Source organism: Longispora fulva (assembly GCF_015751905.1).
Taxonomy (GTDB): domain Bacteria; phylum Actinomycetota; class Actinomycetes; order Mycobacteriales; family Micromonosporaceae; genus Longispora; species Longispora fulva.
On the sequence record NZ_JADOUF010000001.1, the window covers coordinates 8,632,835 to 8,657,802 of the forward strand.

At 71.9% G+C, this 24,968-nt stretch carries 25 protein-coding genes and 1 riboswitch; of the genes, 21 read left to right on the forward strand and 4 right to left on the reverse strand.

What is annotated here, in order from left to right; all coding sequences use genetic code 11:
- Positions 1–19: 19 nt before the first annotated feature.
- The 3 genes from IW245_RS39895 to IW245_RS39905 all read right to left on the reverse strand — a co-directional run bounded on the left by IW245_RS39895 (position 20) and on the right by IW245_RS39905 (position 4,469).
- Positions 20–2,281 (reverse strand): family 20 glycosylhydrolase, encoded by a 2,262-nt coding sequence (locus IW245_RS39895; RefSeq protein WP_197008222.1) that lies wholly within the window; start codon positions 2,279–2,281, stop codon positions 20–22.
- 305 nt (positions 2,282–2,586) lie between these two features.
- Positions 2,587–3,699: an ABC transporter ATP-binding protein gene (locus IW245_RS39900; protein WP_197008223.1), complete on the reverse strand. Its 1,113-nt coding sequence runs from the start codon at positions 3,697–3,699 to the stop codon at positions 2,587–2,589.
- Positions 3,696–4,469 carry an ABC transporter permease gene (locus tag IW245_RS39905; protein WP_197008224.1) on the reverse strand — a complete coding sequence of 258 codons (774 nt, stop codon included), beginning with the start codon at positions 4,467–4,469 and terminating at the stop codon, positions 3,696–3,698. Before IW245_RS39905 ends, IW245_RS39900 begins: the two co-directional genes overlap by 4 nt.
- Positions 4,470–4,573: 104 nt before the next feature.
- Positions 4,574–4,702: riboswitch (FMN riboswitch) on the forward strand.
- An 84-nt stretch (positions 4,703–4,786) separates the two neighbouring features.
- Between IW245_RS39905 and IW245_RS39910 the strand changes: the two genes are divergently transcribed.
- Genes IW245_RS39910 through ribH form a run of 3 tightly spaced genes read left to right on the forward strand, consistent with a single transcriptional unit; the run spans position 4,787 to position 7,064 of the window.
- Positions 4,787–5,377 (forward strand): riboflavin synthase, encoded by a 591-nt coding sequence (locus IW245_RS39910; protein ID WP_197008225.1) that lies wholly within the window; start codon positions 4,787–4,789, stop codon positions 5,375–5,377.
- A complete protein-coding gene (locus tag IW245_RS39915; RefSeq protein WP_197008226.1) occupies positions 5,374–6,594 on the forward strand; it encodes a bifunctional 3,4-dihydroxy-2-butanone-4-phosphate synthase/GTP cyclohydrolase II in 1,221 nt (406 codons plus the stop codon). The genes IW245_RS39910 and IW245_RS39915 overlap by 4 nt, the downstream gene beginning before the upstream one ends.
- A complete protein-coding gene (gene ribH, locus IW245_RS39920; protein ID WP_197008227.1) occupies positions 6,594–7,064 on the forward strand; it encodes a 6,7-dimethyl-8-ribityllumazine synthase in 471 nt (156 codons plus the stop codon). The genes IW245_RS39915 and ribH overlap by 1 nt, the downstream gene beginning before the upstream one ends.
- Before the next feature lie 39 nt (positions 7,065–7,103).
- On the opposite strand, the gene IW245_RS39925 is transcribed toward ribH, so the two are convergent.
- Positions 7,104–8,660: a phytoene desaturase family protein gene (locus IW245_RS39925; protein WP_197008228.1), complete on the reverse strand. Its 1,557-nt coding sequence runs from the start codon at positions 8,658–8,660 to the stop codon at positions 7,104–7,106.
- Between the two features lie 119 nt (positions 8,661–8,779).
- Between IW245_RS39925 and IW245_RS39930 the strand changes: the two genes are divergently transcribed.
- The 18 genes from IW245_RS39930 (at position 8,780) to IW245_RS40015 (ending at position 24,960) form a co-directional block, all read left to right on the forward strand.
- Entirely contained in the window at positions 8,780–9,043 is a 264-nt protein-coding gene (locus IW245_RS39930; RefSeq protein WP_197008229.1) for a phosphoribosyl-ATP diphosphatase, read from the forward strand.
- 39 nt (positions 9,044–9,082) lie between these two features.
- On the forward strand, positions 9,083–9,925 hold the full coding sequence (gene hisG / locus IW245_RS39935; RefSeq protein WP_197008230.1) for an ATP phosphoribosyltransferase: 843 nt from the start codon (positions 9,083–9,085) through the stop codon (positions 9,923–9,925).
- An 84-nt stretch (positions 9,926–10,009) separates the two neighbouring features.
- Entirely contained in the window at positions 10,010–10,441 is a 432-nt protein-coding gene (locus IW245_RS39940) for a PH domain-containing protein (protein ID WP_197008231.1), read from the forward strand.
- Between the two features lie 246 nt (positions 10,442–10,687).
- Positions 10,688–11,308: a translation initiation factor IF-3 gene (gene infC, locus IW245_RS39945; protein ID WP_233472987.1), complete on the forward strand. Its 621-nt coding sequence runs from the start codon at positions 10,688–10,690 to the stop codon at positions 11,306–11,308.
- Between the two features lie 33 nt (positions 11,309–11,341).
- Complete coding sequence (gene rpmI, locus IW245_RS39950; RefSeq protein ID WP_197008232.1) at positions 11,342–11,536, forward strand: 50S ribosomal protein L35; 195 nt, start codon at positions 11,342–11,344, stop codon at positions 11,534–11,536.
- Between the two features lie 65 nt (positions 11,537–11,601).
- Complete coding sequence (gene rplT / locus IW245_RS39955; protein WP_197008233.1) at positions 11,602–11,982, forward strand: 50S ribosomal protein L20; 381 nt, start codon at positions 11,602–11,604, stop codon at positions 11,980–11,982.
- Positions 11,983–11,990: 8 nt separating this feature from the next.
- Entirely contained in the window at positions 11,991–12,803 is an 813-nt protein-coding gene (locus IW245_RS39960) for a TrmH family RNA methyltransferase (RefSeq protein ID WP_197008234.1), read from the forward strand.
- 162 nt (positions 12,804–12,965) lie between these two features.
- Entirely contained in the window at positions 12,966–14,027 is a 1,062-nt protein-coding gene (pheS, locus tag IW245_RS39965) for a phenylalanine--tRNA ligase subunit alpha (protein ID WP_197008235.1), read from the forward strand.
- Between the two features lies 1 nt (position 14,028).
- Positions 14,029–16,503 carry a phenylalanine--tRNA ligase subunit beta gene (pheT, locus tag IW245_RS39970; protein WP_197008236.1) on the forward strand — a complete coding sequence of 825 codons (2,475 nt, stop codon included), beginning with the start codon at positions 14,029–14,031 and terminating at the stop codon, positions 16,501–16,503.
- A gap of 67 nt (positions 16,504–16,570) precedes the next feature.
- Positions 16,571–17,155 (forward strand): YdeI/OmpD-associated family protein, encoded by a 585-nt coding sequence (locus IW245_RS39975; protein WP_233472951.1) that lies wholly within the window; start codon positions 16,571–16,573, stop codon positions 17,153–17,155.
- Positions 17,156–17,359: 204 nt separating this feature from the next.
- Positions 17,360–18,373 carry an N-acetyl-gamma-glutamyl-phosphate reductase gene (gene argC, locus IW245_RS39980; protein WP_197008237.1) on the forward strand — a complete coding sequence of 338 codons (1,014 nt, stop codon included), beginning with the start codon at positions 17,360–17,362 and terminating at the stop codon, positions 18,371–18,373.
- On the forward strand, positions 18,370–19,524 hold the full coding sequence (argJ, locus tag IW245_RS39985; RefSeq protein ID WP_197008238.1) for a bifunctional glutamate N-acetyltransferase/amino-acid acetyltransferase ArgJ: 1,155 nt from the start codon (positions 18,370–18,372) through the stop codon (positions 19,522–19,524). Before argC ends, argJ begins: the two co-directional genes overlap by 4 nt.
- Positions 19,521–20,369 carry an acetylglutamate kinase gene (argB, locus tag IW245_RS39990; protein WP_197008239.1) on the forward strand — a complete coding sequence of 283 codons (849 nt, stop codon included), beginning with the start codon at positions 19,521–19,523 and terminating at the stop codon, positions 20,367–20,369. The genes argJ and argB overlap by 4 nt, the downstream gene beginning before the upstream one ends.
- On the forward strand, positions 20,366–21,484 hold the full coding sequence (locus IW245_RS39995) for an acetylornithine transaminase (RefSeq protein WP_197008240.1): 1,119 nt from the start codon (positions 20,366–20,368) through the stop codon (positions 21,482–21,484). The genes argB and IW245_RS39995 overlap by 4 nt, the downstream gene beginning before the upstream one ends.
- Complete coding sequence (gene argF, locus IW245_RS40000; RefSeq protein ID WP_197008241.1) at positions 21,481–22,392, forward strand: ornithine carbamoyltransferase; 912 nt, start codon at positions 21,481–21,483, stop codon at positions 22,390–22,392. The genes IW245_RS39995 and argF overlap by 4 nt, the downstream gene beginning before the upstream one ends.
- Entirely contained in the window at positions 22,389–22,886 is a 498-nt protein-coding gene (locus tag IW245_RS40005) for an arginine repressor (RefSeq protein WP_197008242.1), read from the forward strand. Before argF ends, IW245_RS40005 begins: the two co-directional genes overlap by 4 nt.
- An 85-nt stretch (positions 22,887–22,971) precedes the next feature.
- Entirely contained in the window at positions 22,972–24,408 is a 1,437-nt protein-coding gene (gene argH, locus IW245_RS40010) for an argininosuccinate lyase (RefSeq protein WP_197008243.1), read from the forward strand.
- A 21-nt stretch (positions 24,409–24,429) separates the two neighbouring features.
- Positions 24,430–24,960, forward strand: coding sequence for a GNAT family N-acetyltransferase (locus tag IW245_RS40015; protein WP_197008244.1), 531 nt, complete (start codon positions 24,430–24,432; stop codon positions 24,958–24,960).
- Positions 24,961–24,968: the final 8 nt, after the last annotated feature.

A 24,968-nucleotide genomic window follows, 5' to 3' on the forward strand; every position in this document is an offset into this window, starting at 1 on the left:
CGTCAGGGCACGCGGGGGGTCACACGGCGGTGAGCGTCCAACGCTGCAACGCCGAACCGGTGTCGGCGGCCACCGTCACCTTGGCGTTGTCCGACGTGGACGCAGTGGTCAGCACCAACCCTGCGGGGGTGGAGATGATCGACCCGTTGATTTTCCACTTCTGGCTGGCCCCGCCCGAGCAGGGGTTCTGCACGACGTTGGCACCGCTGACGTCCGCGCACATGCCCGAGGCGCCGTTGGTCAGGGTGACCGTGCCGTCGGACTGCGGGGTCGACCGCCACTGCTGGTTGGTGCCGCCGTGCGTGGTCCAGGTGATCAGCTGGGTGCCGGCCGTGCCCGAGCTGCCCGGGTCGTCGAGCGCCTTGCCGCCCGTGGCGATCTGGTAGACGGTGGCGGTCGTGCCGTACACCTCGAACTCGTAGAGGGAGTAGCCCCAGGTGGTGGCGCGGGTCGTGCCCTGCATCCGGATGTAGCGGCCGGTGCCGGTGACCGCGAGGTCGTCCACGCCGCCGTCGGAGTTCGTCGTGGTGTTGACCGTGGTCCAGGTGGCGTCGTCGTTCGACGTCTGGATCTTGTACGCCTTGCCGTAGGCGGCCTCCCAGCGCAGTACGACGCGGCTGACCGGCTGGCTGGTGCCGAGGTCCACCCGGATCCACGAGGTGTCGGAGTAGCCCGACGACCAGCGGGTGCCCGGGTCGCCGTCGACGGCGTAGCTGGCCGGGAAGTTCGCGGTCTCCGTCCCCGACGAGGTCACCGGCTTGCCGAGCGCCAGGTTGCCCGCCGGGCCGGCCGGCCAGCCGGGCGCGTGCCCGACGAGGTCGGCGATCGGGGTGAACTGCGCGTACGTGGCGACGAGTTTCGGTGAGCCCCAGGTCTGCTGGGCCAGTCCGCGCAGCGGCAGCCGGATGCCGGCGGCGATCTGGTCCTCGGACTCGGCGTTCGGGTTGTCGCACCACACGTGGATGCTGGAGCCGAGGTTGCGGGTCGGGGCGTTGACGGTCTGGCTGCCCTGGAACAGGTCGGGGGTCCAGGTCTCGTACATCCACTTCGTGTCCGGCTTCGCGCCGCCGAGCACGTAGTAGGTCGGGGTCCAGGACTCGTTGGCGACCGTGTGGCCCCGGTCGAGGAGCTGCTGGGGGCTCAGGCCGTAGTTGTACCAGAAGTCGACCACGATGTTGGTGGCCGGAGTGATGGTGCCGTCGCCGGACTTGATGCCGTCGTTCCACATCCTCGTCTGCTTGCCACCGGCGCGCACGAGGTCGTTGGCCCAGTTCACGAAGCCGTAGTAGGTGTCCTTCGCCGTCGCGTTCGCGCCGTAGTGCGCCGTGGCGTAGGTGCCCAGCTGGGGGTACTGGGAGTAGTCGGAGACGTACTCGTCGGCCCCGATGTGCCAGTAGGGCCCGGGGAACAGCGGCAGGTACTCGGTGATCAGGTCCCGGATCAGCGTGTAGCTGGCGTCCATGGACAGGTCGATGAACTCGTTGCTGATCGCGCCCGTCCTGCTCTTCAGCTTGAGCTCGGGGTGCGCGGTGAGGGTGGTGTTCATGTGCCCGGGCATGTCGATCTCGGGCACGATTCCGACGTGGTACTTCGCGCCCAGCGCCACCAGGTCCGCGATGTCCTGCTTGGAGTAGTGGTCCGTCGACGTCAGCTCCGGGTGCGTCGCGCTCTCCAGCCGGAAGCCGAACGTGTCGGACACGTGGAAGTGGAAGGAGTTGAGCTTGAGGTACGCCAGCTCCTTGATGTGCTTCCTGACCCAGTCCACGGTGAAGAACTTGCGGCCCTGATCGATCATCAGCCCGCGCTCGGCCTTCGTCGGCCAGTCCCGCGCGGAACCGGCCGGGACGGTGCTGGACTGCTTGAGCAGCTGGAGCACGGTGCGGGTGCCGTAGAAGGCCCCGGCGTCATCGGAGCCGGCGACGGTGATGTTCGCGCCCACGGCGAGGGTGTACCCCTCCACGGGTACCGTCGCGCCGAGGGTCATGTGGATGTCGCCGGCGGCGGGGGAGCCCTGGGCGACCGTGACGGTCCTGCCGGTCAGGTCCTTGAGGTCGTCGGCGAGGACCTGCGCCTCGTCGGTGAGCCGGCCGGCGTAGACGGGGTCGACGGTGATCCGGCTCGCGGTGCCGAACGTGTAGGAGCCGGTGCCGGCTGTCCATTCGCGCAACGCCGGCACCGTCTGCGGCGGGCCGGCGGCGAGCGGGGCCGCGGCCGCGGCGGGGGTGGCGGGCATGGCCAGAGCAACGAGCATCCCGCCCAGCACCCATCGGAGAGCTTTCATGGAACCTCCCAGGAACATGCGTGAAGGTGCGTGTTCCTGGGAGGTTATGAGCACGACCACGCGCACTCAAGGATTTCGATAAATCAATCACGAACCGCGCAGGGTGCGAGCACGTCTCGTGCGGGTCCACTGTGTGGTGCGCAGGCCGGGTGCGCATTGCACGCCCAACCACCACGCTCGGTGAAAGTTCCGACAAAGTGGGTGACTGGCCGGCCGCCGGGTCCAGGTCCGCCAGGGTCTCCCGGAGCCGGCGGACGGGCTGCGGGACGAGGCGGGCTGCCGGGCCGGGTAGACGGGTTGGGCTGTCAGGCCGGGTAGATGTGGGTCTCCGTGGCCTTCACGGCCGCCCACACCAGGGCTCCGGGGGCCAGCTCCAGCGCCGCGAGCGCCGCCGGGGTCACGTCGGCGGCCACCGGCAGCTCCCCGTCGAGCCGGACCCGCACCTTGTCCCCGTGCTGGTCCACGGCAGCCACCCGCCCCGGCCACACGTTGCGGGGACTGCCGTCGGGCCGGTCGCGGAACAGCGCGACGGCCGACGGCGGGAACGCGACGAACACGTCCCCGGTCCCCGCCTCGCCGGCGGTCAGCGTGACCGGCCGGCCACCGGCAGGGGCCGGCCCGGGCGGGGGGCCGGGGACGTGTTCGTCGGCTCGCGTCCCGCCGCCGACCGGGGCCAGCTCGGCGACCACCCCGTCGCGGGCCACCCCCCGGTAGAGGTTCAGCCCGACCAACGTGGCGACATACTCCGTGCGCGGCCGGGACGTGATCTCCACCGGCGTGCCCTCCTGGGTGATCCGGCCGTCCTCGAGGATCAGGATCCGGTCGGCGAGGGTCATCGCGTCCAGGGGGTCGTGCGTGACGAGCAGCGCCGCCCCGGGGAACTCCGCGAGGTGCCGGCGCAGTTCCGCCCGGATCTCCAGCCGGCTGCGCACGTCGAGGGCCGCGAGGGGCTCGTCGAGGAGCAGCAGCCGGGGCTCGGTCGCCAGGGCCCGGGCGAGCGCGACCCGCTGGGCCTGCCCGCCGGACAGCCGCCCGGGCCGGGACCGCAGGTGCCCGCCGAGCCCGACCCTGCCGAGCCACTCGGTCGCGACCTGCCGCGCCCTGGCCTTCGACACCCCGGCGCACCGGGGGCCGAAGGCCACGTTGTCCACGGCGGACAGATGCGGGAACAGCAGATAGTCCTGAAAGACCAACCCGATTCTCCGGTACTCCGGAGCCAGCCCCTCGATCCGCACACCCCCCACGCTGATCTCCCCGCCCGAGGGCAGCAGCCCGGCGAGCGCCCGCAGCACAGTGGACTTGCCGGCCCCGTTCGGCCCGAGCAGGGCGACGGTCTCCCCGGCGGCGAGGTCGAGCTCGACATCCACGAGCCGTACCCGCAACCGCGCGCGCAGCCCGGATCCCGGGCCGGCCGTCACGACACCCACCTCTCCCGGAGCAGGGCGAGGAGCAGCACGCTGACGGCGAGCAGCAGCAGGCTCAGGGTGATCGCGGCGGCCGGATCGGTCTCCAGCGCCAGGTACACCGCGAGCGGCATCGTCTGGGTCCGGCCGGGGAAGTTACCGGCGAACGTGATCGTGGCCCCGAACTCGCCGAGCGCCCGCGCCCAGCACAGCACCGCCCCGGCGGCGATCCCCGGCCCGATCATCGGCAGGGTCACCCGACGGAACGTGGTGAACCGGCCGGCCCCGAGCGTCGCTGCCGCCTCCTCGTACCGGCGGTCCGCGCCGCGCAGCGCGCCCTCCACGGCGATCACGAGGAACGGCATCGCCACGAACGTCTCGGCGAGGACCACCCCGGGCGTGCTGAACGGCAGGGTCACGCCCAGGGACTCCAGCGCGGCCCCGAACAGCCCGTTGCGGCCGAAGACGAGGAGCAGCGCGACGCCCCCGACGACGGGCGGCAGGACGAGCGGCAGGGTGACCAGCGCCCGGATGACGCGCCGCCCCCAGAACTCGACCCTGGCCAGCAGCCACGCCAGGGGCACGCCCAGGACCAGGGACAACGCGGTCGCGCAGGACGCGGTGACCAGGGACAGCCGGAGCGCGGCGAGCACCGTCGGCTCGGCCAGCCGCGGGCCGAGGGTGGCCCACGGGGCGCGGACCAGCAGGCCGACGAGGGGGAGCACGAGAAGCCCCAGACCCAGCAAAGCCGGGATCAACAGGACAATCGGCACCTTGGACCTCACGTGGCCCACGGTACCCGTACCCGTCTGATGTGAGGTCTGTCTCCCCGCATTCTCGCGATACCCGACAGCTGGGCGCGCGTGTAAGACTGACCTCAGAACCCACCACGCGCTGGCGGGGTCGGTGCAATTCCGAACCGGCGGTGAGAGCCCGCGACCCGGTCACAGCCAGTGACCGGTTGACCCGATGAAATCTCGGGGCCGACGGTGAAAGTCCGGATGGGAGTTCAGCGCGCGGAGGCAGGGTCCGTCCGTGCGCTTCCACGCGTCCCGGGCGTCCCGTGCCCCTGCGCCCCTATTTCACAAGGGGTATGGATCAGATGTTCACGGGAATCGTCGAGGAACTCGGCGAAATCACCGCCCTGGAGTGGCACGGCGCTGGCGCCGTCCTCACCGTCCGGGGCCCGCAGGTCACCTCCGACGCGGGGCACGGCGACTCGATCGCCGTCAACGGCGTGTGCCTGACCGTCGTCACGGTCGACGGGGACACGTTCACCGCGGACGTCATGAAGGAATCCTTCGACCGCAGCTCCCTCGGGGCCGTCGTGGTCGGCGACCGGGTCAACCTGGAACGGGCCGCGACCCTGTCCACCAGGCTCGGCGGCCACCTCGTGCAGGGCCACGTCGACGGGGTCGGCACGATCCTGTCGAAGACGCCCGGCGAGATGCAGGAGGACGTCCGGATCACGCTGCCGGCCGACCTCAACCGGTACGTCGTCGAGAAGGGCTCGATCACCGTCGACGGCATCTCGCTGACCGTCGCCGTCATCGACGACGAGAGCTTCACCGTCAGCCTCATCCCGACCACCGTCGAGCTGACCACGCTGGGCCGCAAGGGCGTCGGCGAGCAGGTCAACCTCGAGATCGATGTGATCGCCAAGTACGTCGAGAAGCTGGTGAGGACGTCATGACCTTCGCAACGATCGAGGACGCCGTCGCGGCCATCGCCGCCGGCAAGGGCATCGTCGTGGTCGACGACGCGGACCGGGAGAACGAGGGCGACCTCATCTTCGCCGCCGACGCCGTCACGCCGGAGCTCGTCGCGTTCATGATGACCCACTGCCGGGGTCTGCTCTGCGTGCCGATGGAGGGCGAGGCCCTCGACCGGCTCGGCATCGAACCGATGGTCGCCAACAACACCGAACGGCACGGCACGGCGTTCACGGTGTCGGTCGACGCCCGCGAGGGGATCAGCACCGGCATCTCGGCCGCCGACCGGACCCGGACCATCCAGCTGCTGGTCAGCGAGACCACGGTCGCCGACGACCTGGTCCGCCCCGGGCACGTGTTCCCGCTGCGGGCCAAGCCCGGCGGCGTGCTGCGCCGTCCCGGGCACACCGAGGCCGGCGTCGACCTGGCCCGGATGGCCGGCCTGCGCCCGGCCGGGGTGATCTGCGAGATCGTCAACCCCGACGGCACGATGATGCGGCTGCCGGATCTGGAGAAGTTCTGCGCCGAGCACGACCTGCTGCTCATCACCATCGCGGACCTGATCGCCTACCGTCGCCGGACCGAGAGCCAGGTCGAGCGGGCCGCCGACGCCCGGCTGCCGCTGCCGATGGGGGAGTTCCGCGCCATCGGGTACCGGGTCGACCACGACACCACCGAGCACATCGCCCTCGTCTACGGCGACATCGGCGACGGCGAGGACGTGCTGGTCAGGGTGCACTCCGAGTGCCTCACCGGTGACGTGTTCGGCTCGCTGCGCTGCGACTGCGGCCCGCAGCTGAACACCGCGCTGGACCTCGTCGCCCAGGAGGGCCGGGGCGTCGTGCTCTACGTGCGCGGGCACGAGGGGCGCGGGATCGGGCTGCTGCACAAGCTGCAGGCGTACCAGTTGCAGGACCTCGGCCGCGACACGGTCGACGCCAACCTGGACCTGGGGTTGCCCGCCGACGGCCGCGACTACGGCACCGGCGCGCAGATCCTCGCCGACCTCGGTGTGCGGTCGATGCGGCTGCTCACCAACAACCCGACCAAACGCGCGGGCCTGGAGGGGTACGGCCTGGAGATCCTCGGCCGGGTGCCGCTGCCCAGCCGGGTCACGGCGGAGAACCGCACGTACCTCACCACCAAGCGGGACCGGATGGGGCACCTGCTCGACATCGAGCCGAAGGAGACCGTCTGATGGCCGGGTTCGGGGCGGACGCCCTCGGGAGTGTGGACGCGGCAGGGCTGCGGCTGGGCATCGTCGCGGCCCGCTGGCACGGTGAGCTCACCGACCAGCTCGTGGCGCGGGCGGAGGCGGCGGCCCAGGCGTGCGGGGTCACCGACGTGGCCGTGCACCGGGTGGCCGGGTCCGTCGAGCTGCCGGTCGTCGCCCAGGCGCTGGCCGAGCGGTGCGACGCGGTCGTCGCGCTCGGCGTGGTGGTGCGCGGCGACACGGCGCACTTCGACTACGTGTGCGACTCGGTGACCGACGGGCTGACCCGGGTGGCGCTCGACGCGCGCACGCCGGTGGGGCACGGGGTGCTGACCGTGGACACGGTGCAGCAGGCCGTCGACCGGGCCGGGTTGCCGGACTCGTCTGAGGACAAGGGCTGGTCGACGACGGTGGCGGTGCTGGACGCGGCGTTGACGTTGCGCAAGCTGGCCTGACGGGGTTCCGGGGAGTCCTCGTGACTCCCCGGAGCCCCCTCAGTGCGTCGCCCGGCCCAGGTCGCGCAGGATCCTCTTCGCCGCGTTGTGGCCGGCCGCTCCGATCACGCTGCCGGCCGGATGGCACCCGGCGCTGCCGGCGTACAGGCCAGGGACCCCGGTGGCGTAGGGCATCCGGTCGCTGAAGGAGACCGTGTTGTCCACGTGGTGGATGTGCCCTCCCGTGATCCCGAAGTGCTCCTCGATGCCGCGCGGCGTCAGCGCGAACACGTCGTCGACCAGGTCGGACGTGCCGGGCGCGTACCGGTCGCAGATCTGCAGCAGGTGGGTCACGTAGGAGTCCCAGTCGGGGTCGACCGGGGAGTAGGGCACCGACTGGACGAACAGGGCCGAGGAGTGGTGGCCGTCGGCGTCCTGCAGCGACGGGTCGACCGTCGTGTGCACGTACCACTCGATGGTGGGTTCCTCCGGGAGCTTGCCGGCCTGCACGTCCGCCCACATCCGGCGCAGCTCCGCCATCGGCGAGCCCGTGCCGTCCGAGCCGGGCAGCAGGTGGATCGTCGAGCCGAACGGGCTGCGCTCGCCCTCCGGCAGGCAGTCGAACCGCGGCAGGTCGCGCAGCGCCAGGTTCACCTTCAGCGTGGTGCCGGTCCGGCGCACCGACTCCATGTGCATGCTCAGGTCCACGGGCAGCTCGGCGAGGGTCATCAACTGGTACGGGTCGCACGCCCCCAGCACCACCGGCGCCGAGATCTCCTCCCCGTTCGCGAGGACCACCCCGCGCACGGAGCCGCCGACCGTGTCGACCTTCGCGACCCTGGCGCCCGTCCGGATCGTCGCCCCGGCGCGCACGGCCGCCTCGGCGAACGTCCGCGACACCGTGCCCATCCCGCCGGCCGCGATCATCCAGGTGCCGTCGGCCCCGGGCAGCCGGCACATGTTGTGCACGAGGAAGTTGTGGCCGGTGCCCGGGTCGTCGGGGCCGGCGTTGAGACCGGACAGGCCGTCGGTGACCGCGTACATGGACACCAGCAGCTCCGAGGCGAACCCGAACCGGTCCAGGTGGTCGGCGACCGAGCCCCGGACCAGGTTGACGAACACGTCGCGCAACTCGGGGCGGATGTAGCGCTCGGCGGTCTCCTCCACCGAACCCGGCTCGGCGAGCCACGCCGGGGCCAGGTCCTCGCGCAGCATCGCCAGCTCGGCCTGCATCGCCTCGTCGGCGGCCACGTCGGCGGGGGAGAAGAACGCGGCCATCTGCGTCCTGGTCCGCGCCGCGTCCGCCCCGAACAGCAGATACGGCGAGCCCGGCCCGCCCGGGGTCGGCAGGAAGTAGTGCGGTTCGCGGCGCAGGGTGGGGATCCGCAGGTCGAGTGAGTGCAGCAGCTCGGGCGGCATCAGCCCCAACAGGTACGACCCGGTCGAGTGCCCCAGCCCCGGCACCTTCGGGAAGGGGTGCTCGGTGCGGGTGGCCCCGCCGATCACCTCCGCGGCCTCGCAGACGACGACGTCGAGCCCCGCCCGGGCGAGGATCACCGCCGCTACCAGCCCGTTGTGCCCCGACCCGACGATCACCACATCCGCGCGCGAGTTCATGTGACCGAGATTACGGCGATCCGGGCCCGCGCGCCCCGATCTCCCGGCGGAGATTCCCGCGATGTGGCATCGCGCGGGGCGCGGGCGGCGCGCGGGCGGCGGCTGGCAGAATCGGGCGGGTGAAGACCTTCGAGGAGCTGTTCGAGGAACTGTCGGCGACCGCCGCGGCCCGGACCCCCGGCTCGGGGACGGTGGCCGCCCTGGACGCCGGCGTGCACGCTATCGGCAAGAAGGTCGTCGAGGAGGCCGCCGAGGTGTGGATGGCCGCCGAGCACGAGGGCCCCGAGCGGGCCGCCGAGGAGATCTCCCAGCTCTTCTACCACCTCCAGGTGCTGATGCTGGCCTGTGGCCTGGAGCTCAAGGACGTGTACCGACATCTGTGAGCCCTTTCCCCCGTACACAATCGGACAGAGGACTCTGAAATGCTGCGTATCGCCCTGCCCAACAAGGGTGGCCTCTCGGCCCCCGCCCAGGAGATGCTCCGCGAGGCCGGCTACCGGCAGCGCCCCTCCGAACGCGACCTGACCTGCCTCGACGCCGAGAATGACGTCGAGTTCTTCTACCTGCGCCCCCGCGACATCGCCACCTACGTCAGCTCCGGCGACCTGGATCTCGGCATCACGGGCCGGGACCTGGTCCGCGACAACGGCTCCGGTGCCGGCACCGAGGAACTGCTGGATCTGGGCTTCGGCCGCTCCACCTTCCGGTACGCGACCCGGGTCGGCTCGAAGCACGAGCTGGGCGGCCAGCGGATCGCGACGTCGTTCCCCGAGCTGGTGTTGAAGGATCTCGCCGCCCGGGGCGAGACCGCGACGGTGATCCGCCTCGAAGGCGCCGTGGAGAACGCGGTCCGGCTCGGCGTGGCCGATGTGATCGCCGACGTCGTGGAGACGGGCGCGACGCTGCGCCAGGCCGGTCTGGAGGTGTTCGGGGAGCCGCTGATGGAGAGCTCGGCGATCCTGATCCGCCGGGAGGGCGGCACCTCCAACGGGTCCACCGCCCAGCTGCTCCGCCGCCTGCAGGGCGTCCTGGTGGCCCGCCGGTACGTGATGCTCGCCTACGACGTGCGGGCCGACATGCTCGAGGACGCGTGCGCGCTGACCCCGGGCATCGAGTCGCCGACCATCTCGCCGCTGCACCGGGAGGGTTGGGTGGCCGTCCAGGCGATGGTGCTGCTGGCCGACTCGCACCGGATCATGGACGAGCTGTACGAGCTGGGCGCCCGGGGCATCCTGGTGACCAGCATCCACGCCTGCCGGCTGTGACTCCGGAGCCCTCGGCCTCTCGGCGAAGGCGGCTGTGCCACGGCGCGACCGTCGCCTCGAGTTTCGGGCTGTAGGGTCGACCCCGTGATCACCGCCGCGCCGTACCGGGTCAAGTTCGTCTGCTGGACGGCCGCCGCCGCCGTCGCCGTGATCTTCACGGTGGTCGCAGTGGGGCTGCGCGGGCAGAGCGAGGGCGTGGCGGTGTTCGGGGTCGGCGACCAGGTCGCGATGATCGGGCTCGGTCTGCTGGGCGCGACGGCGATCTTGTGGTTCACCCGGCCCCGGGTCGAGGCGGACGCGGACGGGATCCGGATCCGCAACCTGTTCGGCTCGTACGACCTGCCGTGGGACCTGGTCCGCGAGATCCAGTTCGACGCGGGCAACTCGTGGGCGAGCCTGGAGCTCGTCGACGACGAGGTGGTCGCGATCATGGCGGTGCAGGCCGCCGACAAGGGCCGGGCGGTGGCGGCGGTGCGTGGCCTGCGCGCACTGCACTCCGCGGCTCTGGTACGCTAGCTCAGTCGACCACGCCGTCCCACTCGTTCTCCGTAGATCGAGCGGCCGGCAGTCAAAGCGGAGCCCCGCTCCCACCCGAGTCGCCCACGGCGTCCGGGTCCGGTCAGAGAGATAGCCCCCACAGTTGGGGGTTGACTTTCGTGCCCCTTCGCGGGCACACGATCGGCAGTGGGGCCCCAGCATGCGCTGGGGCTTTTCGCGTTGGCGGCCGACGCTCTTGATTAGGTATGGATTCGAGGAGGCCCCATCAGCGCCGACGTCCGCGTTAACGAGCAGATCCGCGCACGAGAGGTCCGTTTGGTCGGTCCGCAGGGTGAGCAGGTGGGCATTGTCCCGCTGGAGCAGGCACTGCAGCTGGCTTCGGATGTCGACCTGGATCTGGTCGAGGTCGCACCCATGGCTCGCCCACCCGTGTGCAAGCTCATGGACTACGGCAAGTTCAAGTACGAGGCCGCGCTGAAGGCGCGTGAGGCTCGGCGTAACCAGCAGCAGACCGTCATCAAAGAGATGAAGCTCCGCCCGAAGATCGACATTCACGACTACGAGACCAAGAAGGGTCACGTCGTGAGGTTCCTGAAGGCCGGAGACAAGGTCAAGGTCACCATCATGTTCCGCGGCCGTGAGCAGAGCCGTCCGGAGCTGGGTTTCCGGCTGTTGCGCAAGCTCGCCGAGGAAATCACGGAGCAGGGTTTTGTCGAGTCCGCCCCTAAGCAGGACGGGCGGAACATGATCATGGTTATCGCGCCGCACCGCGCGGTGAAGGCGGCCGCCATCAAGTCGGGCTCCGAAGACGAAACCGACGAGCTCGGTGTGGATGTCCCGGTCGAGACCGAGACGCCCGCAGTCGACGCGACGCCGGCCGAGTAACCATTTTTCTTTAAGCACCAGGGGAGAACATCGATGCCGAAGCAGAAGAGCCACAGCGGCATGGGTAAGCGAGTGAAGGTGACCGGCAGCGGCAAGATCATGCGCCAGCAGACCGGCCTCCGTCACCGGCTGGAGGTCAAGTCCTCCAAGGAGACCCGTGACCTGTCGCGCTCGGTCGAGGTCTCCAAGGCCGACCTCCCGCGCGTCAAGAAGCTGCTGGGTCGCTAACCCTTCACCGTCTTACCCACCCCTCGCCGACGCGAGGGCCCGCAACATGAGGAGTTTGTAGACCCGTGGCACGCGTAAAGAGGGCGGTCAACGCCCACAAGAAGCGTCGTACGATCCTGGAGCAGGCGAGCGGTTACCGCGGCCAGCGCTCCCGGCTGTACCGCAAGGCCAAGGAGCAGATGCTCCACTCGATGACCTACGCGTACCGGGACCGCCGGAAGCGCAAGGGCGAGTTCCGCAAGCTGTGGATCACCCGTATCAACGCCGCCGTGCGCGCGAACGGGATGACCTACAACCGGTTCATCGAGGGCATGCGCCTGGCGGGTGTCGAGGTCGACCGCAAGGTCCTCGCCGACATCGCGGTGCACGACGCTGCCGCGTTCTCGGCCATCGTCGAGGTCGCCCGGGCGGCGTCGCCGACCCAGCAGGCCGCCAAGGCCGCCTGATCAGCAGCATGACGCGACCCGGGGGAGTTCCGTTCACCGAACGGACCCCCCGGGTTTCTGCTGCCCGCAAACTGCTCCGCCGCAGGTTCGCGGATTCCGAGCGGCGCTTTCTCGCCGAAGGGCCCCAAGCCGTCCGTGAGGCGCTCACCGCTGGCGTGGTGATCGAGCTGTTCGGCACGGCCTCCGGCCTGGAGAAGCTCGAGGTTCCGCAGGGCGTCCGGGTGTCCGCCGTCACCGACGCCGGCCTGGCCTCCCTGACCGAGACCGTGCAGCCGCAGGGCGTCGTGGCCGTGTGCTCCTACGTCGACGTGCCGCTCGCCGCAGCGCTCGACCCGGCCCCCCGGCTGGTGGCCGTCCTCGCCGAGATCCGCGACCCGGGCAACGCCGGCACGGTGCTGCGGACCGCCGACGCGGCCGGTGCCGGGGCGGTCCTGTTCACGGACGCGAGCGTGGACCCGTACAACGGGAAGTGTGTCCGTTCCACGGCCGGGAGTCTGTTCCACGTCGACGTGGTCCGGGGCTGTTCCCCGCTGGAGGCCGTCACGGCGTCGCAGGCCGCCGGCCTGCAGGTGTTCGCCACCACCGGCTACGGCGCGGAGAACCTCGACGACCTGGCCGACGCCGGCCGGCTGGCCGCGCCCACGGCCTGGCTGTTCGGCAGCGAGGCGCACGGCCTGCCCCCGGAGCTGCTGGAGGCCGCCGACGCGCGGGTCCGGGTGCCGGTCCACGGCCGGGCGGAGAGCCTGAACCTCGCTGCGGCCGCGGCGGTCTGCTTGTATGCTTCAGCGAGTCACCAGCGCCGGAAGGGGGCCGCGACATGAGCACGTTTAGCCGGCCCGCCGTGCGCGGGCTCCGGGGATAGCTCCGGATCTCCCCTGACATCGGCGGGCTGCGGCCCAGCCGCGCGACTTTTCCCGTCCCGCGCCGAATCGGCCCGGACGGTGGGACCTAAACTTCTCCAGTCGCAGTCTCCTGGGAGTGTCATGACCTACCGCAATGATCCTTACGATCCCAAGCAGGTCGCCCTGCTCGATCCGGCGGCCCTCGACGAGGCCGTCGCCACGGCGGAGAAGGCGTTCGCCGAGGCGGGTGACCTCGACGCGCTCGCCGCGGGCAAGCACCTGCACCTCGGGGACCGCTCGCCCGTGTCGCTGGCCCGCCGGGAGATCGGCGCGTTGCCTCCGGCCGCCAAGTCCGACGCCGGCAAGCGGGTCAACGCCGCTGCCCAGGCCGTGAAGGCCGCGTACGAGGCGCGCGAGGTCGAGCTGGTCGCCGAGCGGGACCGGCGTGCCCTGGTCGAGGAGACCGTGGACGTCACTCTGCCGTACGACCGGCGGCCGAGGGGGGCCCGGCACCCGTTGACGACGCTGTCCGAGCGGGTCCAGGACCTGTTCGTCGGGATGGGTTTCGAGGTGGCCGAGGGGCCGGAGGTCGAGCACACCTGGTTCGGCTTCGACGCGCTGAACATCCACAAGGACCACCCGGCGCGCACGATGATGGACACGTTCCACGTGGACGCGCCCGAGCTGATCCTGCGTCCGCACACCTCCAGCGTGCAGATCCGTACGATGCTCACCCAGGAGCCGCCGATCTACATCGTGGCGCCGGGGCGGACGTACCGCACGGATGAGCTCGACGCGACGCACACCCCGGTGTTCTCGCAGTTCGAGGGCCTGGTGGTGGACAAGGGCATCACGATGGCGCACCTGAAGGGCACGCTGGACCACTTCGCCCGGGCGATGTTCGGTCCGGAGGCGCGCACGAGGCTGCGGCCGTCGTACTTCCCGTTCACCGAGCCGTCGGCCGAGATGGACCTGTGGTTCCCGCAGCACCGCGACGGCCCGCGCTGGGTCGAGTGGGGCGGCTGCGGCATGGTCAACCCCCGGGTGCTGCGGGCCTGCGGCATCGACCCCGAGGTGTACTCGGGCTTCGCGTTCGGGATGGGCATCGAGCGGACCCTGATGTTCCGCACCGGTGTCGCCGACATGCGGCACATGATCGAGGGCGACGTGCGCTTCACCCGCGCCTACGGAATGGAGGGCTGACATGCGGATCTCACTGTCTTGGCTGCGTGAGCACGCCGACATCCCGGCCGGCATCACCGCCGACGAGCTGGAGAAGGCGCTGGTCAGCGTCGGCCTGGAGGTCGAGGAGCTGTCCGACCTGGGCGCCGCCGTGCAGGGGCCGCTGGTGGTGGCCCGGGTGCTGTCCATCGAGGAGCTCACCGAGTTCAAGAAGCCCATCCGGTACTGCATGGTCGACGTCGGCGAGGCCGAGCCGACCTCGGTGATCTGCGGGGCCCGTAACTTCGCCGAGGGCGACCTGGTGGTGTTGATCCGGCCGGGCGGCGTGCTGCCGGGCGATTTCCACGTGGGCGCCCGCAAGACGTACGGCCGGATGTCGCACGGCATGATCTGCTCGGCCCGCGAGCTGGGCCTGGGCGATGACCACGACGGCATCATCATCCTGTCGCCCGACCTGGCGGACCGGATCGGCCAGGACGCCCGGCCGCTGGTCGGCCTGGACGAGGTCGTCGTCGAGTTGGCGATCACCCCGGACCGGGGCTACTGCTTCTCCGCCCGCGGCATCGCCCGCGAGCTGGCCGGCGCGCTCGGCGTCGACTACCGCGACCCGGCGCTGCTTCCGGCGCCCGGCGCGCGGGGCGTCCCGGTGTCGGTGACGGTGCGTGACACGGTCGGCTGCGACCGGTTCGGCACCCGGGTGGTGCGGGGCGTGGACCCGACCCGGCCGTCGCCGGCCTGGCTGACGGCCCGGCTCACCCACGCGGGGGTCCGGCCGATCTCCCTGGCGGTGGACATCACCAACTACGTGATGATGGACCTCGGGCAGCCGATGCACGCGTTCGACGCCGACCGGGTGTCCGGCGGGCTCGTGGTGCGCCGGGCGGAGCCGGGGGAGACCCTGACGACGCTGGACGGCGCGGTCCGCAAGCTCGACGCCGAGGACCTGGTCATCTCCGATGACTCGGGCGTGATCTCGCTGGCCGCGATCATGGGCGGGGCCTCGACCGAGGTGTCCGGGGAGACCGTGAACGTGCTGTTCGAGGCCGCGCACTGGGACCCGGTGACCGTGGCCCGCGCGGCCCGGCGGCACAAGCTGCCCAGCGAGGCGTCCAAGCGCTTCGAGCGCGGCGTGGACCCGAAGCTGCCCCTGGTGGCGATCCAGCGGGCCGTGTCGCTGCTGGTGGAGTACGGCGGCGGGGTGCCCGACGACGCGATCGGCGACGTGGACCACGTGGCGCCGCGCGCGCCGATCACCATGGCCGCGGACCTGCCGAACCGGATCTCCGGTGTGGACTACACCCGGGCGGCCGTCGTCCGGCTGCTCGAGCAGGTCGGCTGCTCGGTGGAGGACTCCAGCGCGCTGCGGGTCGTGCCGCCGACGTGGCGTCCGGACCTGACCGACCCGGCGGACCTGGCCGAGGAGGTCATCCGGCTGCACGGGTACGACCAGGTGGCCAGCATCCTGCCCAGCGCGCCGCCCGGCGGCCGTGGTCTGAGCGCCGAGCAGCGCCGCCGCCGCTCGGTGGGCCGCACCCTGGCCGAGGCCGGGTACGTGGAGGTGCACAACTACCCGTTCGTGGGGGCGGAGTTCGCCGAGGCGTTCGGGCTGGCCGACGACGACCCGCGTCGGGTGGCCGTCGGGCTGCGCAATCCGATCAGCGACGAGGAGCCGCTGCTGCGGACCACGATGCTGCCGCCGCTGCTGGCCGCCCTGACCCGCAACCTGGGCCGGGGCAACCGGGATCTGGCGCTGTTCGAGGTGGGCCGGGTGTTCCACCCGTCGGCCGCCGCCGGCAACGAGTCCCCGGAGCTGGGGGTCGCCGGGCGGCCCACGGCCGAGGAGCTCGCGGCCGTGGACGCGCTGCTGCCGGCCCAGCCGTGGCGGGTCGCTGCCGTGCTCGCCGGCGAGATCGAGCCCGCCGGCTGGTGGGGCAAGGGGCGCACCGCCGACTGGGCGGACGCGGTCGAGGCGGCCCGGATCGTGGTCGACGCGGCGGGCGCGCACGTGACGGTGCGGGCGGCGCAGTACGCGCCGTGGCATCCGGGGCGGTGCGCCGCGCTGCTGGTCGGTGACGTCGTCGTCGGGCACGCCGGTGAGCTGCACCCGGCGGTGTGCGCGGCGTTGGACCTGCCCAAGCGGACGTGCGCGATGGAGCTGGAGCTCGACGCGCTGCCGTTGCCGGGGGCTCCGGGGGCGCCGACCGTGTCGACGTACCCGCCGGCGTTGATCGACGTGGCCCTCGTGGTGGACGCCGCGGTGCCGGCCGCCGACCTCGGGGACGCGTTGGCCGAGGGCGCCGGCTCGTTGTTGGAGTCGCTGCGGCTGTTCGACGTGTTCGAGAGCGAGCAGTTGGGGGCTGGGCGCAAGTCGTTGGCGTACAAGCTGACGTTGCGGGCCCTGGACCGGACGCTGACGGGCGAGGAGTCCGTGGCGGTCCGCGACGCCGCGGTCGCCGAGGCGGTCCGCCGGCACGGGGCTGTGCTGCGGGGCGCGTAAGGGATCATGATGGCCCGGAACCCCTTTTTCGGGTACCGGGCCATCACGCTTTCTCGAGGAGTCCCACGTGTCGACGGAACCTGGCGCCGACGGTGCCCCGGTGGTCGCGTTCGCCGATGTCGCGGCGTTCGAGGCCTGGCTGGACGAGCATGTGGACGCGCGGGCCGGCGTGTGGCTCAAGCTCGCGAAGAAGGGGACGGGCGTCCCGTCGCTGACCAGTGACGAGGCGGTCGACGTCGGCCTGTGCTTCGGCTGGATCTCCGGCCAGCGCCGGTCCCTCGACGACGTGTACTACCTGCAGAAGTACGTGCCCCGCCGGTCGCGCAGCCGCTGGTCGCAGGTCAACGTCGCCAAGGTGGAGCAGTTGCTCGGGGCCGGGCGGATGCGGCCGGCCGGGCTGGCCGAGGTCGACGCGGCGCGGGCGGACGGCCGGTGGGCGGCGGCGTACGAGTCGCAGCGCGACGCCACGGTCCCGCCCGACCTCGCCGAGGCGCTGGCCGCCAACCCGGTGGCCGGTCGGGCGTTCGAGGCGCTCGGCAGGACCGGGCGGTACGCCGTGATCCTGAAGCTGCTCACCTCGCGGACGGACACCGCCCGCGCCGCCCAGCTCGCCAGGGCCGTGGCGGCACTCGCCGGCACAACCGGCGAGTAACCAGGACAAATTTCACCGCCCGGCGATGTCCGCCGTGGCGGGCTCTCGGTGTTGGCGGCAAGCGGTGGCGCCCGGGGAGGGACAGTGGGAAGTGGGGGTTTCGGCCGCCGCGTGCTCTGGGGGGTGCTGAGTGCCGCGTCACAATATGCAGACTGACGTATTGTGATACGGTGCTCTGCATAGACATGCGGGAGGTGATGGGTCGTGGGGTTCCGGGTCGCCGTGGCCGGCGCGAGTGGGTACGCCGGTGGTGAGCTGCTGCGCCTGCTCGCCGGCCATCCACAGTTCGAGCTGGCCGCGATCACCGGGCACGGCACGGCCGGCTCGACGGTCGCGGAGGTGCACCCGCACCTGGTGACCCTCGCCGACCGGGTCCTCGCCCCGACCACGGCCGCGTCGCTCAGCGGCGCGGATCTGGTCTTCCTGGCCCTGCCGCACGGCCAGTCCGGGGCCCTGGCCGCCCAGTTGCCGGCGCACGTGAAGGTCGTCGACCTCGGCGCCGACCACCGGCTCACCGACCCGGCCCAGTGGGCCGCCTACTACGGTGGCGAGCACGCCGGCGCCTGGACGTACGGGCTGCCGGAACTCCCCGGCCAGCGCGGCCTGATCAGCGCCGCCGAGCGGGTCGCGGCCACCGGCTGCTACGCGGCCACGATCATCCTGGCCCTCGACCCGCTGCTCGCCAGCGGCATCGCGAGCCCCGACGACATCGTGGTGGTCGCCGCCTCCGGCACGTCGGGCGCCGGGACGAACGCGAAGAAGCACCTGCTGGGCAGCGAGGTGATGGGCGACCTGACCGGCTACAAGGTCGGCGCCCACCAGCACGTGCCCGAGATCAAGCAGGCCACCGGCGCGCGCAGCCTGTCCATGACCCCGATCCTGGCCCCGATGCCCCGGGGCATCCTCGCCACGGTGACCGCCAAGCCCATGCACCGGGTCACCGAGGACGAGGTGCGCGACGTGCTGATCGCCGCCTACGCGGAGGAGCCGTTCGTCTTCGTACAGAAGAAGGGTCAGCAGCCGCACACCGCCGCGACCTACGGCAGCAACGCCGTCCACCTCCAGGCCGTCGTCGACCTGGACTCCGGCCGGATCATCGTCACCTCGGCCCTGGACAACCTCGGCAAGGGCGCCGCCGGCCAGGCCGTGCAGTGCGCCAACCTCATGCTCGGCCTGCCCGAGACCACCGGTCTCCCGATCAACGGAGTCGCACCATGACGGTCACAGCGCCGAAGGGCTTCCGGGCCGCTGGCGTCGCCGCCGGCCTCAAGACCACCGGAGCCGCCGACCTCGCTCTCGTCGTCAACGACGGGCCTGACGCCACCGCTGCGGCCGTGTTCACCGCCAACCGGGTCAAGGCCGCGCCGGTGCTGTGGAGTCAGCAGGTCCTCAAGGCCCGGATGGCCCGCGCCGTCGTGCTCAACTCCGGCGGGGCCAACGCCTGCACCGGGCCCAAGGGCTTCCAGGACACCCACGCCACCGCTGAGCGGGTCGCCGCCCTGCTCGGCGGCATGGGCGCCGGCGACGTCGTGGTCTGCTCCACCGGCCTGATCGGCGAGCACCTGCCGATGGACAAGCTGCTTCCCGGCCTCGACCGGGCCGCCCGGGCGCTCGCCCGCGACGGTGGACCGCAGGCCGCCGAGGCCATCATGACCACCGACACGAAGCCGAAGACGGTCACGGTGACCGGCGACGGGTACACGGTCGGCGGGATGGCCAAGGGCGCCGGCATGCTCGCCCCGTCCCTGGCCACCATGCTCGTCGTGCTCACCACCGACGCCGTCGTCGGCTCCTCCGACCTCGACGAGGCGCTGCGGGAGGCCACCCGGGTCACGTTCGACCGGCTCGACTCCGACGGGTGCATGTCGACCAACGACACGGTGCTGCTGATGGCGTCGGGGGCCTCGGGCATCCAGCCCACGGTCGAGGAGTTGACCGTCGCCGTCACCGCCGCCTGCGCCGATCTGGCCGCCCAGCTGCTCTCCGACGCCGAGGGGTCCACGAAGGACATCACGATCGACGTGCAGGGCGCCGACTCCGAGGACGACGCGGTGACCGTCGGGCGGTCCATCGCCCGCAACAACCTGCTCAAGTGCGCGCTGTACGGCAACGACCCCAACTGGGGCCGGGTCCTCGCCGCGATCGGCACCACCGACGCCCTCTTCGACGCCGACAGCCTCGACGTCGCCATGAACGGCGTGTGGATCTGCCGCAACGGCGCCGCCGCCGAGGACCGCTCCAAGGTCGACCTGTCGGGCCGGGCCATCACGATCACGGTCGACCTGGGTGCCGGCGACGCCCGGGCCACGGTGCTGACCAACGACCTGTCGGTGGCGTACGTGCACGAGAACTCGGCGTACTCGTCATGATCTCCCGGGACACCAAGGCCGCGGTCCTCGCCGAGGCGTTGCCCTGGCTGGGGAAGCTGCGCGGCGCGGTCGTGGTGGTCAAGTACGGCGGCAACGCCATGGTCGACCCGCTGCTGCAGGCGTCGTTCGCCGCCGACATGGTGATGCTGCGGCACGCCGGGATGCGACCGGTCGTCGTGCACGGCGGCGGTCCGCAGATCTCGGCCATGCTCACCAGGCTCGGCATCGTCACCGAGTTCCGCGACGGGCTGCGGGTCACCACCCCCGAGGTGCTCGACGTGGCCCGGATGGTGCTCGTCGGCCAGGTCAACCGGGAGATCGTCGGCCTGATCAACGCGCACGGCCCCCTGGCCGTGGGCGGCTCGGGGGAGGACGGCGGGCTGCTCACCGCCGTCTGCCGGGACCCGGCGCTCGGCCTCGTCGGCGACGTCGCCGCCGTCGACCCGGGCTGGGTCCTCGACGCCCTGGACGCCGGCCGGATCCCGGTCATCTCCACGCTGGCCCCCGACGCCAACGGCGTGGTGCACAACCTCAACGCCGACACCGCCGCCGGGGCCCTGGCCGCGGCGCTCGGCGCCCGCAAGCTCGTCATGATGACCGACGTCGAGGGCCTCTACGCCGACTGGCCCGACCGCGACAGCCTCATCGACCAGCTCACGGTCGACCAGCTGGAGAAGCTCCTGCCGCGGCTGGAGACCGGCATGCTCCCGAAGATGGAGGCCTGCCTGCGGGCCGTGCGCGCGGGCGTGCCCGAGGCGCACGTCATTGACGGCCGGGCCCCGCACTCGATCCTGTTGGAACTCCTCACCTCGGAAGGCAGCGGAACCATGGTGGTGCAGTCATGAGTCTCGTGGACCGGTTCAATACCGCCATCATGCACACCTACGGCGGGCCCGGCCTCGGCATCGTCTCCGGCGACGGCGCGGTGCTCACCGACGAGGACGGCAGGACGTACGTGGACTTCGTCGGCGGCATCGCCGTCAACGCCCTCGGCCACGCGCACCCCGCGATCGTCGAGGCCGTGTCCCGGCAGATCCGCACCCTGGGCCACGTGTCGAACCTGTACGCGCACCCCACCGCCGTCGAGCTCGCCGAGAAGCTGCTCGCGCTGACCGGCCGGCAGGGCGCCGTCTACTTCAGCAACTCCGGCGCGGAGGCCAACGAGGCGGCGTTCAAGATGTCCCGGCGGACCGGCCGGACGGGCGTCGTGGCGACCGTCGGCGCGTTCCACGGCCGGACGATGGGCGCGCTGGCGCTGACCGGCCAGCCGGCGAAGTCCGACCCGTTCCGGCCGCTGCCCGGCGACGTCACGCACGTGCCGTACGGCGACGTCGCGGCCCTGGAAGCCGCCGTCGACGGCGACACGGCCATGGTGATCCTGGAGCCGATCCAGGGCGAGATGGGCGTCGTCGTCCCGCCGGCCGGCTACCTGGCCGCCGCCCGGGAGATCACGACCCGGCACGGCGCGCTGCTCGTCGTCGACGAGATCCAGACCGGCATCGGCCGCCTCGGGCATTGGTTCGCCTGCCAGGCCGAGGGCGTGCTGCCCGACGTGATCACCCTGGCGAAGGCGCTCGGCGGCGGGCTGCCCATCGGGGCCACGATCGCCTTCGGAGGTGCCGCCGAGCTCATCGGGCCGGGTGGGCACGGCAGCACCTTCGGAGGTAACCCCATCTCGTGCGCGGCGGCGTTGGCCGTCCTCGACACCATCGAGGCGGAGGGGCTGCTGGAGCACACGAAGGTGATGGGCGAGCGGCTCCGCGAGGGACTGCCCGGCGAGGTTCGGGGGGCCGGGCTGCTGCTCGGCGTCCTCGGCGACGGCGCCGCCGGGACGGCGAAGGCCTTGCAGGACAAGGGCTTCCTGGTCAACCCGGTGCAGCCCGACGTGGTCCGGCTCGCCCCGCCGCTGAACATCACCGCGGAGCAGGTCGACGCGCTGATCCAGGCGTGGCCGTCATGATCCGCCACTTCCTCCGCGACGACGACCTGAGCCCCGCCGAGCAGCACGAGGTGCTGGCCATCGCGGCCTCCCTCAAACGGTTCCGGATGAAGACCCTGGTCGACAAGACCGTGGTCGTCGTGTTCGAGAAGCCGTCGCTGCGGACCCGGGTGTCCTTCGAGGCCGGGATCGCGGGCCTGGGCGCGCACCCGATCATCGTGGACGGCTCCAGCACCCACTTCGGTCGGGGCGAGACGATGGGCGACGCCGCGAAGGTGCTGTCCTCCTACGCCGACGCGATCGTGATCCGCACCTTCGGCGACGACCGGATCGCGGCGCTGGCCGCCGGGGCGAGCGTGCCGGTGGTCAACGCGCTCACCGACGGGTTCCACCCCTGCCAGCTGCTCGCGGACCTGTTGACCATCACCGAGAGCTTCGGCCAGACCCAGGGCGTGACCCTGGTGTACCTGGGCGACGGCGCGAACAACATGGCCCACTCGTATCTGCTCGCCGGGGCCACGGCCGGGGCGCACGTGCGGATCGCGTCCCCGGAGGGCTTTGACCCTGACCCCGGGATCGTGGCGAAGGCCGCCCAGATCGCGGCCACCACGGGCGGCTCCGTGGCCCTGTTCCGGGACCCGCGCGAGGCGGCGACCGGCGCGGACGTGCTCGCCACCGACGCGTGGACCTCGATGGGCCAGGAGGACGACGGCAAGGACCGGCGCACCCCGTTCTGGCCGTACCAGGTGAACGAGGAACTGATCAAACTGGCGGCTCCCGGCGTCATCACCCTGCACTGCCTCCCAGCCCACCGGGGCGAGGAGATCACCGACGAGGCCATGGACGGCCCAGCGAGTGCGGTCTTCGAGCAGGCGACCAATAGGTTGTACGCGCAGCAGGCCCTCCTCTCATGGCTGGTGAACCGATGACCACGGCAATCTCCAAGACCGCCCGGCACGCGTGGATCGCTGCCCTGATCCGCGAGCACCAGGTGCGCTCCCAGACCGAACTCGCCGAACTCCTCGCCGCCGACGGGGTGGTCGTCACCCAGGCGACCCTGTCCCGCGACCTCGACGAGCTGGGCGCGGTGAAGGTGCGCGGCGGCTCCGGGCACGCGGCGTACCTGATCCCCGAGGACGGCAACCCGGCGCTGCGGCCCTCCGAGCAGGCCTCCGCCCGCCTGGTCCGGCTGCTGCGCGAACTGGCCACCGGCGCGACGTCCTCCGGGAACCTGGTCGTGCTGCGCACCCCGCCCGGGGCCGCGCAGTTCCTGGCCAGCGCGCTCGACCGCTCCGGCCTGCCGGAGATCGTCGGCACCATCGCCGGGGACGACACGATCCTCGTGGTCGCCCCCGAGGACCTCGGCGGGGCCGAACTGGCCAAACGCCTCCTCGGGTGGGCCGGGCTCGACACCCATGAGTGAGTGGCTCCCGTAGTACCCGTCGTGAGGTCTTGATCCTTTCCGCGTGGCCACGCCCCGGCCACCGCCGTCTCGTTAGGCTTTCCCTGTGACCGAACAGCAGACGTCCGAGTCCACCCGCCTCTGGGGCGGCCGCTTCACCGGCGGCCCGGCCGAGGCGCTGGCCCGCCTGTCCGTGAGCGTGCAGTTCGACTGGCGGCTGGCCCCCTACGACCTGGCGGCCTCCCGCGCCCACGCCCGGGTGCTGGCCCGCGCCGGCCTGCTCGACGCCGACGAACTGGGCGCGATGCTCGCTGCGATCGACGACCTGGAGGCGGCCTGCGCGTCCGGCCACTTCCGGCCGACCATCGACGACGAGGACGTGCACACCGCCCTCGAACGCGGCCTGATCGAGCGGCTCGGCACCCTCGGCGGCAAGCTGCGCGCCGGCCGGTCCCGCAACGACCAGGTCGCCACCGACCTGCGGCTCTACCTGCGCGACCACGCCCGCGGTGTGGCCACCCGGCTCGTGGAGCTGTGCGAGGCCCTCGTCGCCCAGGCCGCCGCGCACGTCGACACCCCGGCCCCCGGCATGACCCACCTGCAGCACGCGCAGCCGGTGTCGTTCGGCCACCAGCTGCTCGCCCACGTGCAGGCCTTCGCCCGCGACCTCGACCGGCTCACCGACTGGGACCGCCGCGCCGCGATCTGCCCGCTGGGCTCCGGCGCCCTGGCCGGCTCGTCGCTGCCGCTGGACCCGGTCGCCGTGGCCCGCGAGCTGGGCTTCACCGCGCCGGCCGCCAACTCGATGGACGCCGTCGCCGACCGCGACTTCGCCGCGGAGTTCCTGTTCGCCGCGGCCCTGACCGGGGTGCACCTGTCCCGGCTGGGCGAGGAGATCGTGCTGTGGACGTCGCAGGAGTTCGGCTGGGTCGAACTCGACGACGCGTTCGCCACCGGCTCCTCGATCATGCCGCAGAAGAAGAACGCCGACATCGCCGAGCTGGCCAGGGGCAAGTCCGGCCGGCTGATCGGCGGGCTGGTCAACGTGCTCACCATGCTCAAGGGCCTGCCGCTGACGTACGACCGGGACATGCAGGAGGTCCAGGAGCCCGTCTTCGACGCCGTGGAGACCCTCGAACTCGTCCTGCCGGCCATGACCGGCATGATCGCGACGATGACGGTGCACGCCGACGTGCTGGCCGCCGCCGCCCCGAAGGGCTACACCCTGGCCACGGAGATCGCCGACTGGCTGGTCCGCCGGCACGTGCCGTTCCGCGAGGCGCACGAGATCACCGGCGCGCTGGTGGCGCTGTGCGCGCCCACCGGGCGGGGTCTCGACGAGCTGACCGACGAGGAGCTGACCGCCACGTCCGAGCACCTGACCACCGAGGTGCGGGCCGTGCTGGACGTGCGCGGGGCGCTGGAGGCGCGGACCACCCCGGGATCGACCGGGCCGCGGGCCGTGGCCGAGCAGTTGACGGCGTTGTCGGACCGGTTGGAGACGTTCCGGGAGTGGGGCGCGGCCCACGTGGTGCCGCGCTAGGAGGGGGTTAGGGTGGGCGGCGTGACAGCCCCCACCTTCCGCGCGGCCACCGCCGCCGACGTGCCAGCCCTCGTCGACCTCGTCAACTCCGCCTACCGGGGCGACACCGGCCGGCAGGGCTGGACCACCGAGGCCGACATCCTCGGCGGCCAGCGCACCGACCCGGAATGGGTCGCGGAGGTCCTGGCCCGCCCCGGCACCGTCGTCCTGGTCGCCGAGCGCGACGGCGAGCTGCTGGCGTGCTGCGAGCTGGAACGGCACGACCCGTCGGCCTACTTCGGCATGTTCTCCGTCCGCCCGACTCTGCAGGGCGGCGGTATCGGCCGGGCGGTGCTCGCCGAGGCGGAACGGCACGCGGTCGGGGAGTGGGGCTGCACCCGGATGGAGATGAAGGTGATCTCCGTCCGCGAAGAACTCATTTCCTGGTACGAGCGCCGCGGCTACCACCGCACCGGCGACCTGAGCCCGTTCCCGTACGGCGACGAGCGCTTCGGCATCCCGCTGCGGCCCGACCTGCGCTTCGAGACCCTGGTCAAGCCGCTGACCGTCTGAACGGGCCC

Coding starts and splice junctions, on each gene's coding strand:
- rpmI (WP_197008232.1), top strand. CDS start 11,342: ATGCCGAAGCAGAAGAGCCACAGCGGCATGGGTAAGCGAGTGAAGGTG.
- pheT (WP_197008236.1), top strand. CDS start 14,029: ATGCGGATCTCACTGTCTTGGCTGCGTGAGCACGCCGACATCCCGGCC.
- argF (WP_197008241.1), top strand. CDS start 21,481: ATGATCCGCCACTTCCTCCGCGACGACGACCTGAGCCCCGCCGAGCAG.
- IW245_RS39895 (WP_197008222.1), bottom strand. CDS start 2,281: ATGAAAGCTCTCCGATGGGTGCTGGGCGGGATGCTCGTTGCTCTGGCC.
- IW245_RS39925 (WP_197008228.1), bottom strand. CDS start 8,660: ATGAACTCGCGCGCGGATGTGGTGATCGTCGGGTCGGGGCACAACGGG.
- IW245_RS39960 (WP_197008234.1), top strand. CDS start 11,991: ATGACGCGACCCGGGGGAGTTCCGTTCACCGAACGGACCCCCCGGGTT.
- IW245_RS40005 (WP_197008242.1), top strand. CDS start 22,389: ATGACCACGGCAATCTCCAAGACCGCCCGGCACGCGTGGATCGCTGCC.
- argB (WP_197008239.1), top strand. CDS start 19,521: ATGATCTCCCGGGACACCAAGGCCGCGGTCCTCGCCGAGGCGTTGCCC.
- IW245_RS39915 (WP_197008226.1), top strand. CDS start 5,374: ATGACCTTCGCAACGATCGAGGACGCCGTCGCGGCCATCGCCGCCGGC.
- ribH (WP_197008227.1), top strand. CDS start 6,594: ATGGCCGGGTTCGGGGCGGACGCCCTCGGGAGTGTGGACGCGGCAGGG.
- hisG (WP_197008230.1), top strand. CDS start 9,083: ATGCTGCGTATCGCCCTGCCCAACAAGGGTGGCCTCTCGGCCCCCGCC.
- IW245_RS39995 (WP_197008240.1), top strand. CDS start 20,366: ATGAGTCTCGTGGACCGGTTCAATACCGCCATCATGCACACCTACGGC.
- IW245_RS39910 (WP_197008225.1), top strand. CDS start 4,787: ATGTTCACGGGAATCGTCGAGGAACTCGGCGAAATCACCGCCCTGGAG.
- pheS (WP_197008235.1), top strand. CDS start 12,966: ATGACCTACCGCAATGATCCTTACGATCCCAAGCAGGTCGCCCTGCTC.
- argJ (WP_197008238.1), top strand. CDS start 18,370: ATGACGGTCACAGCGCCGAAGGGCTTCCGGGCCGCTGGCGTCGCCGCC.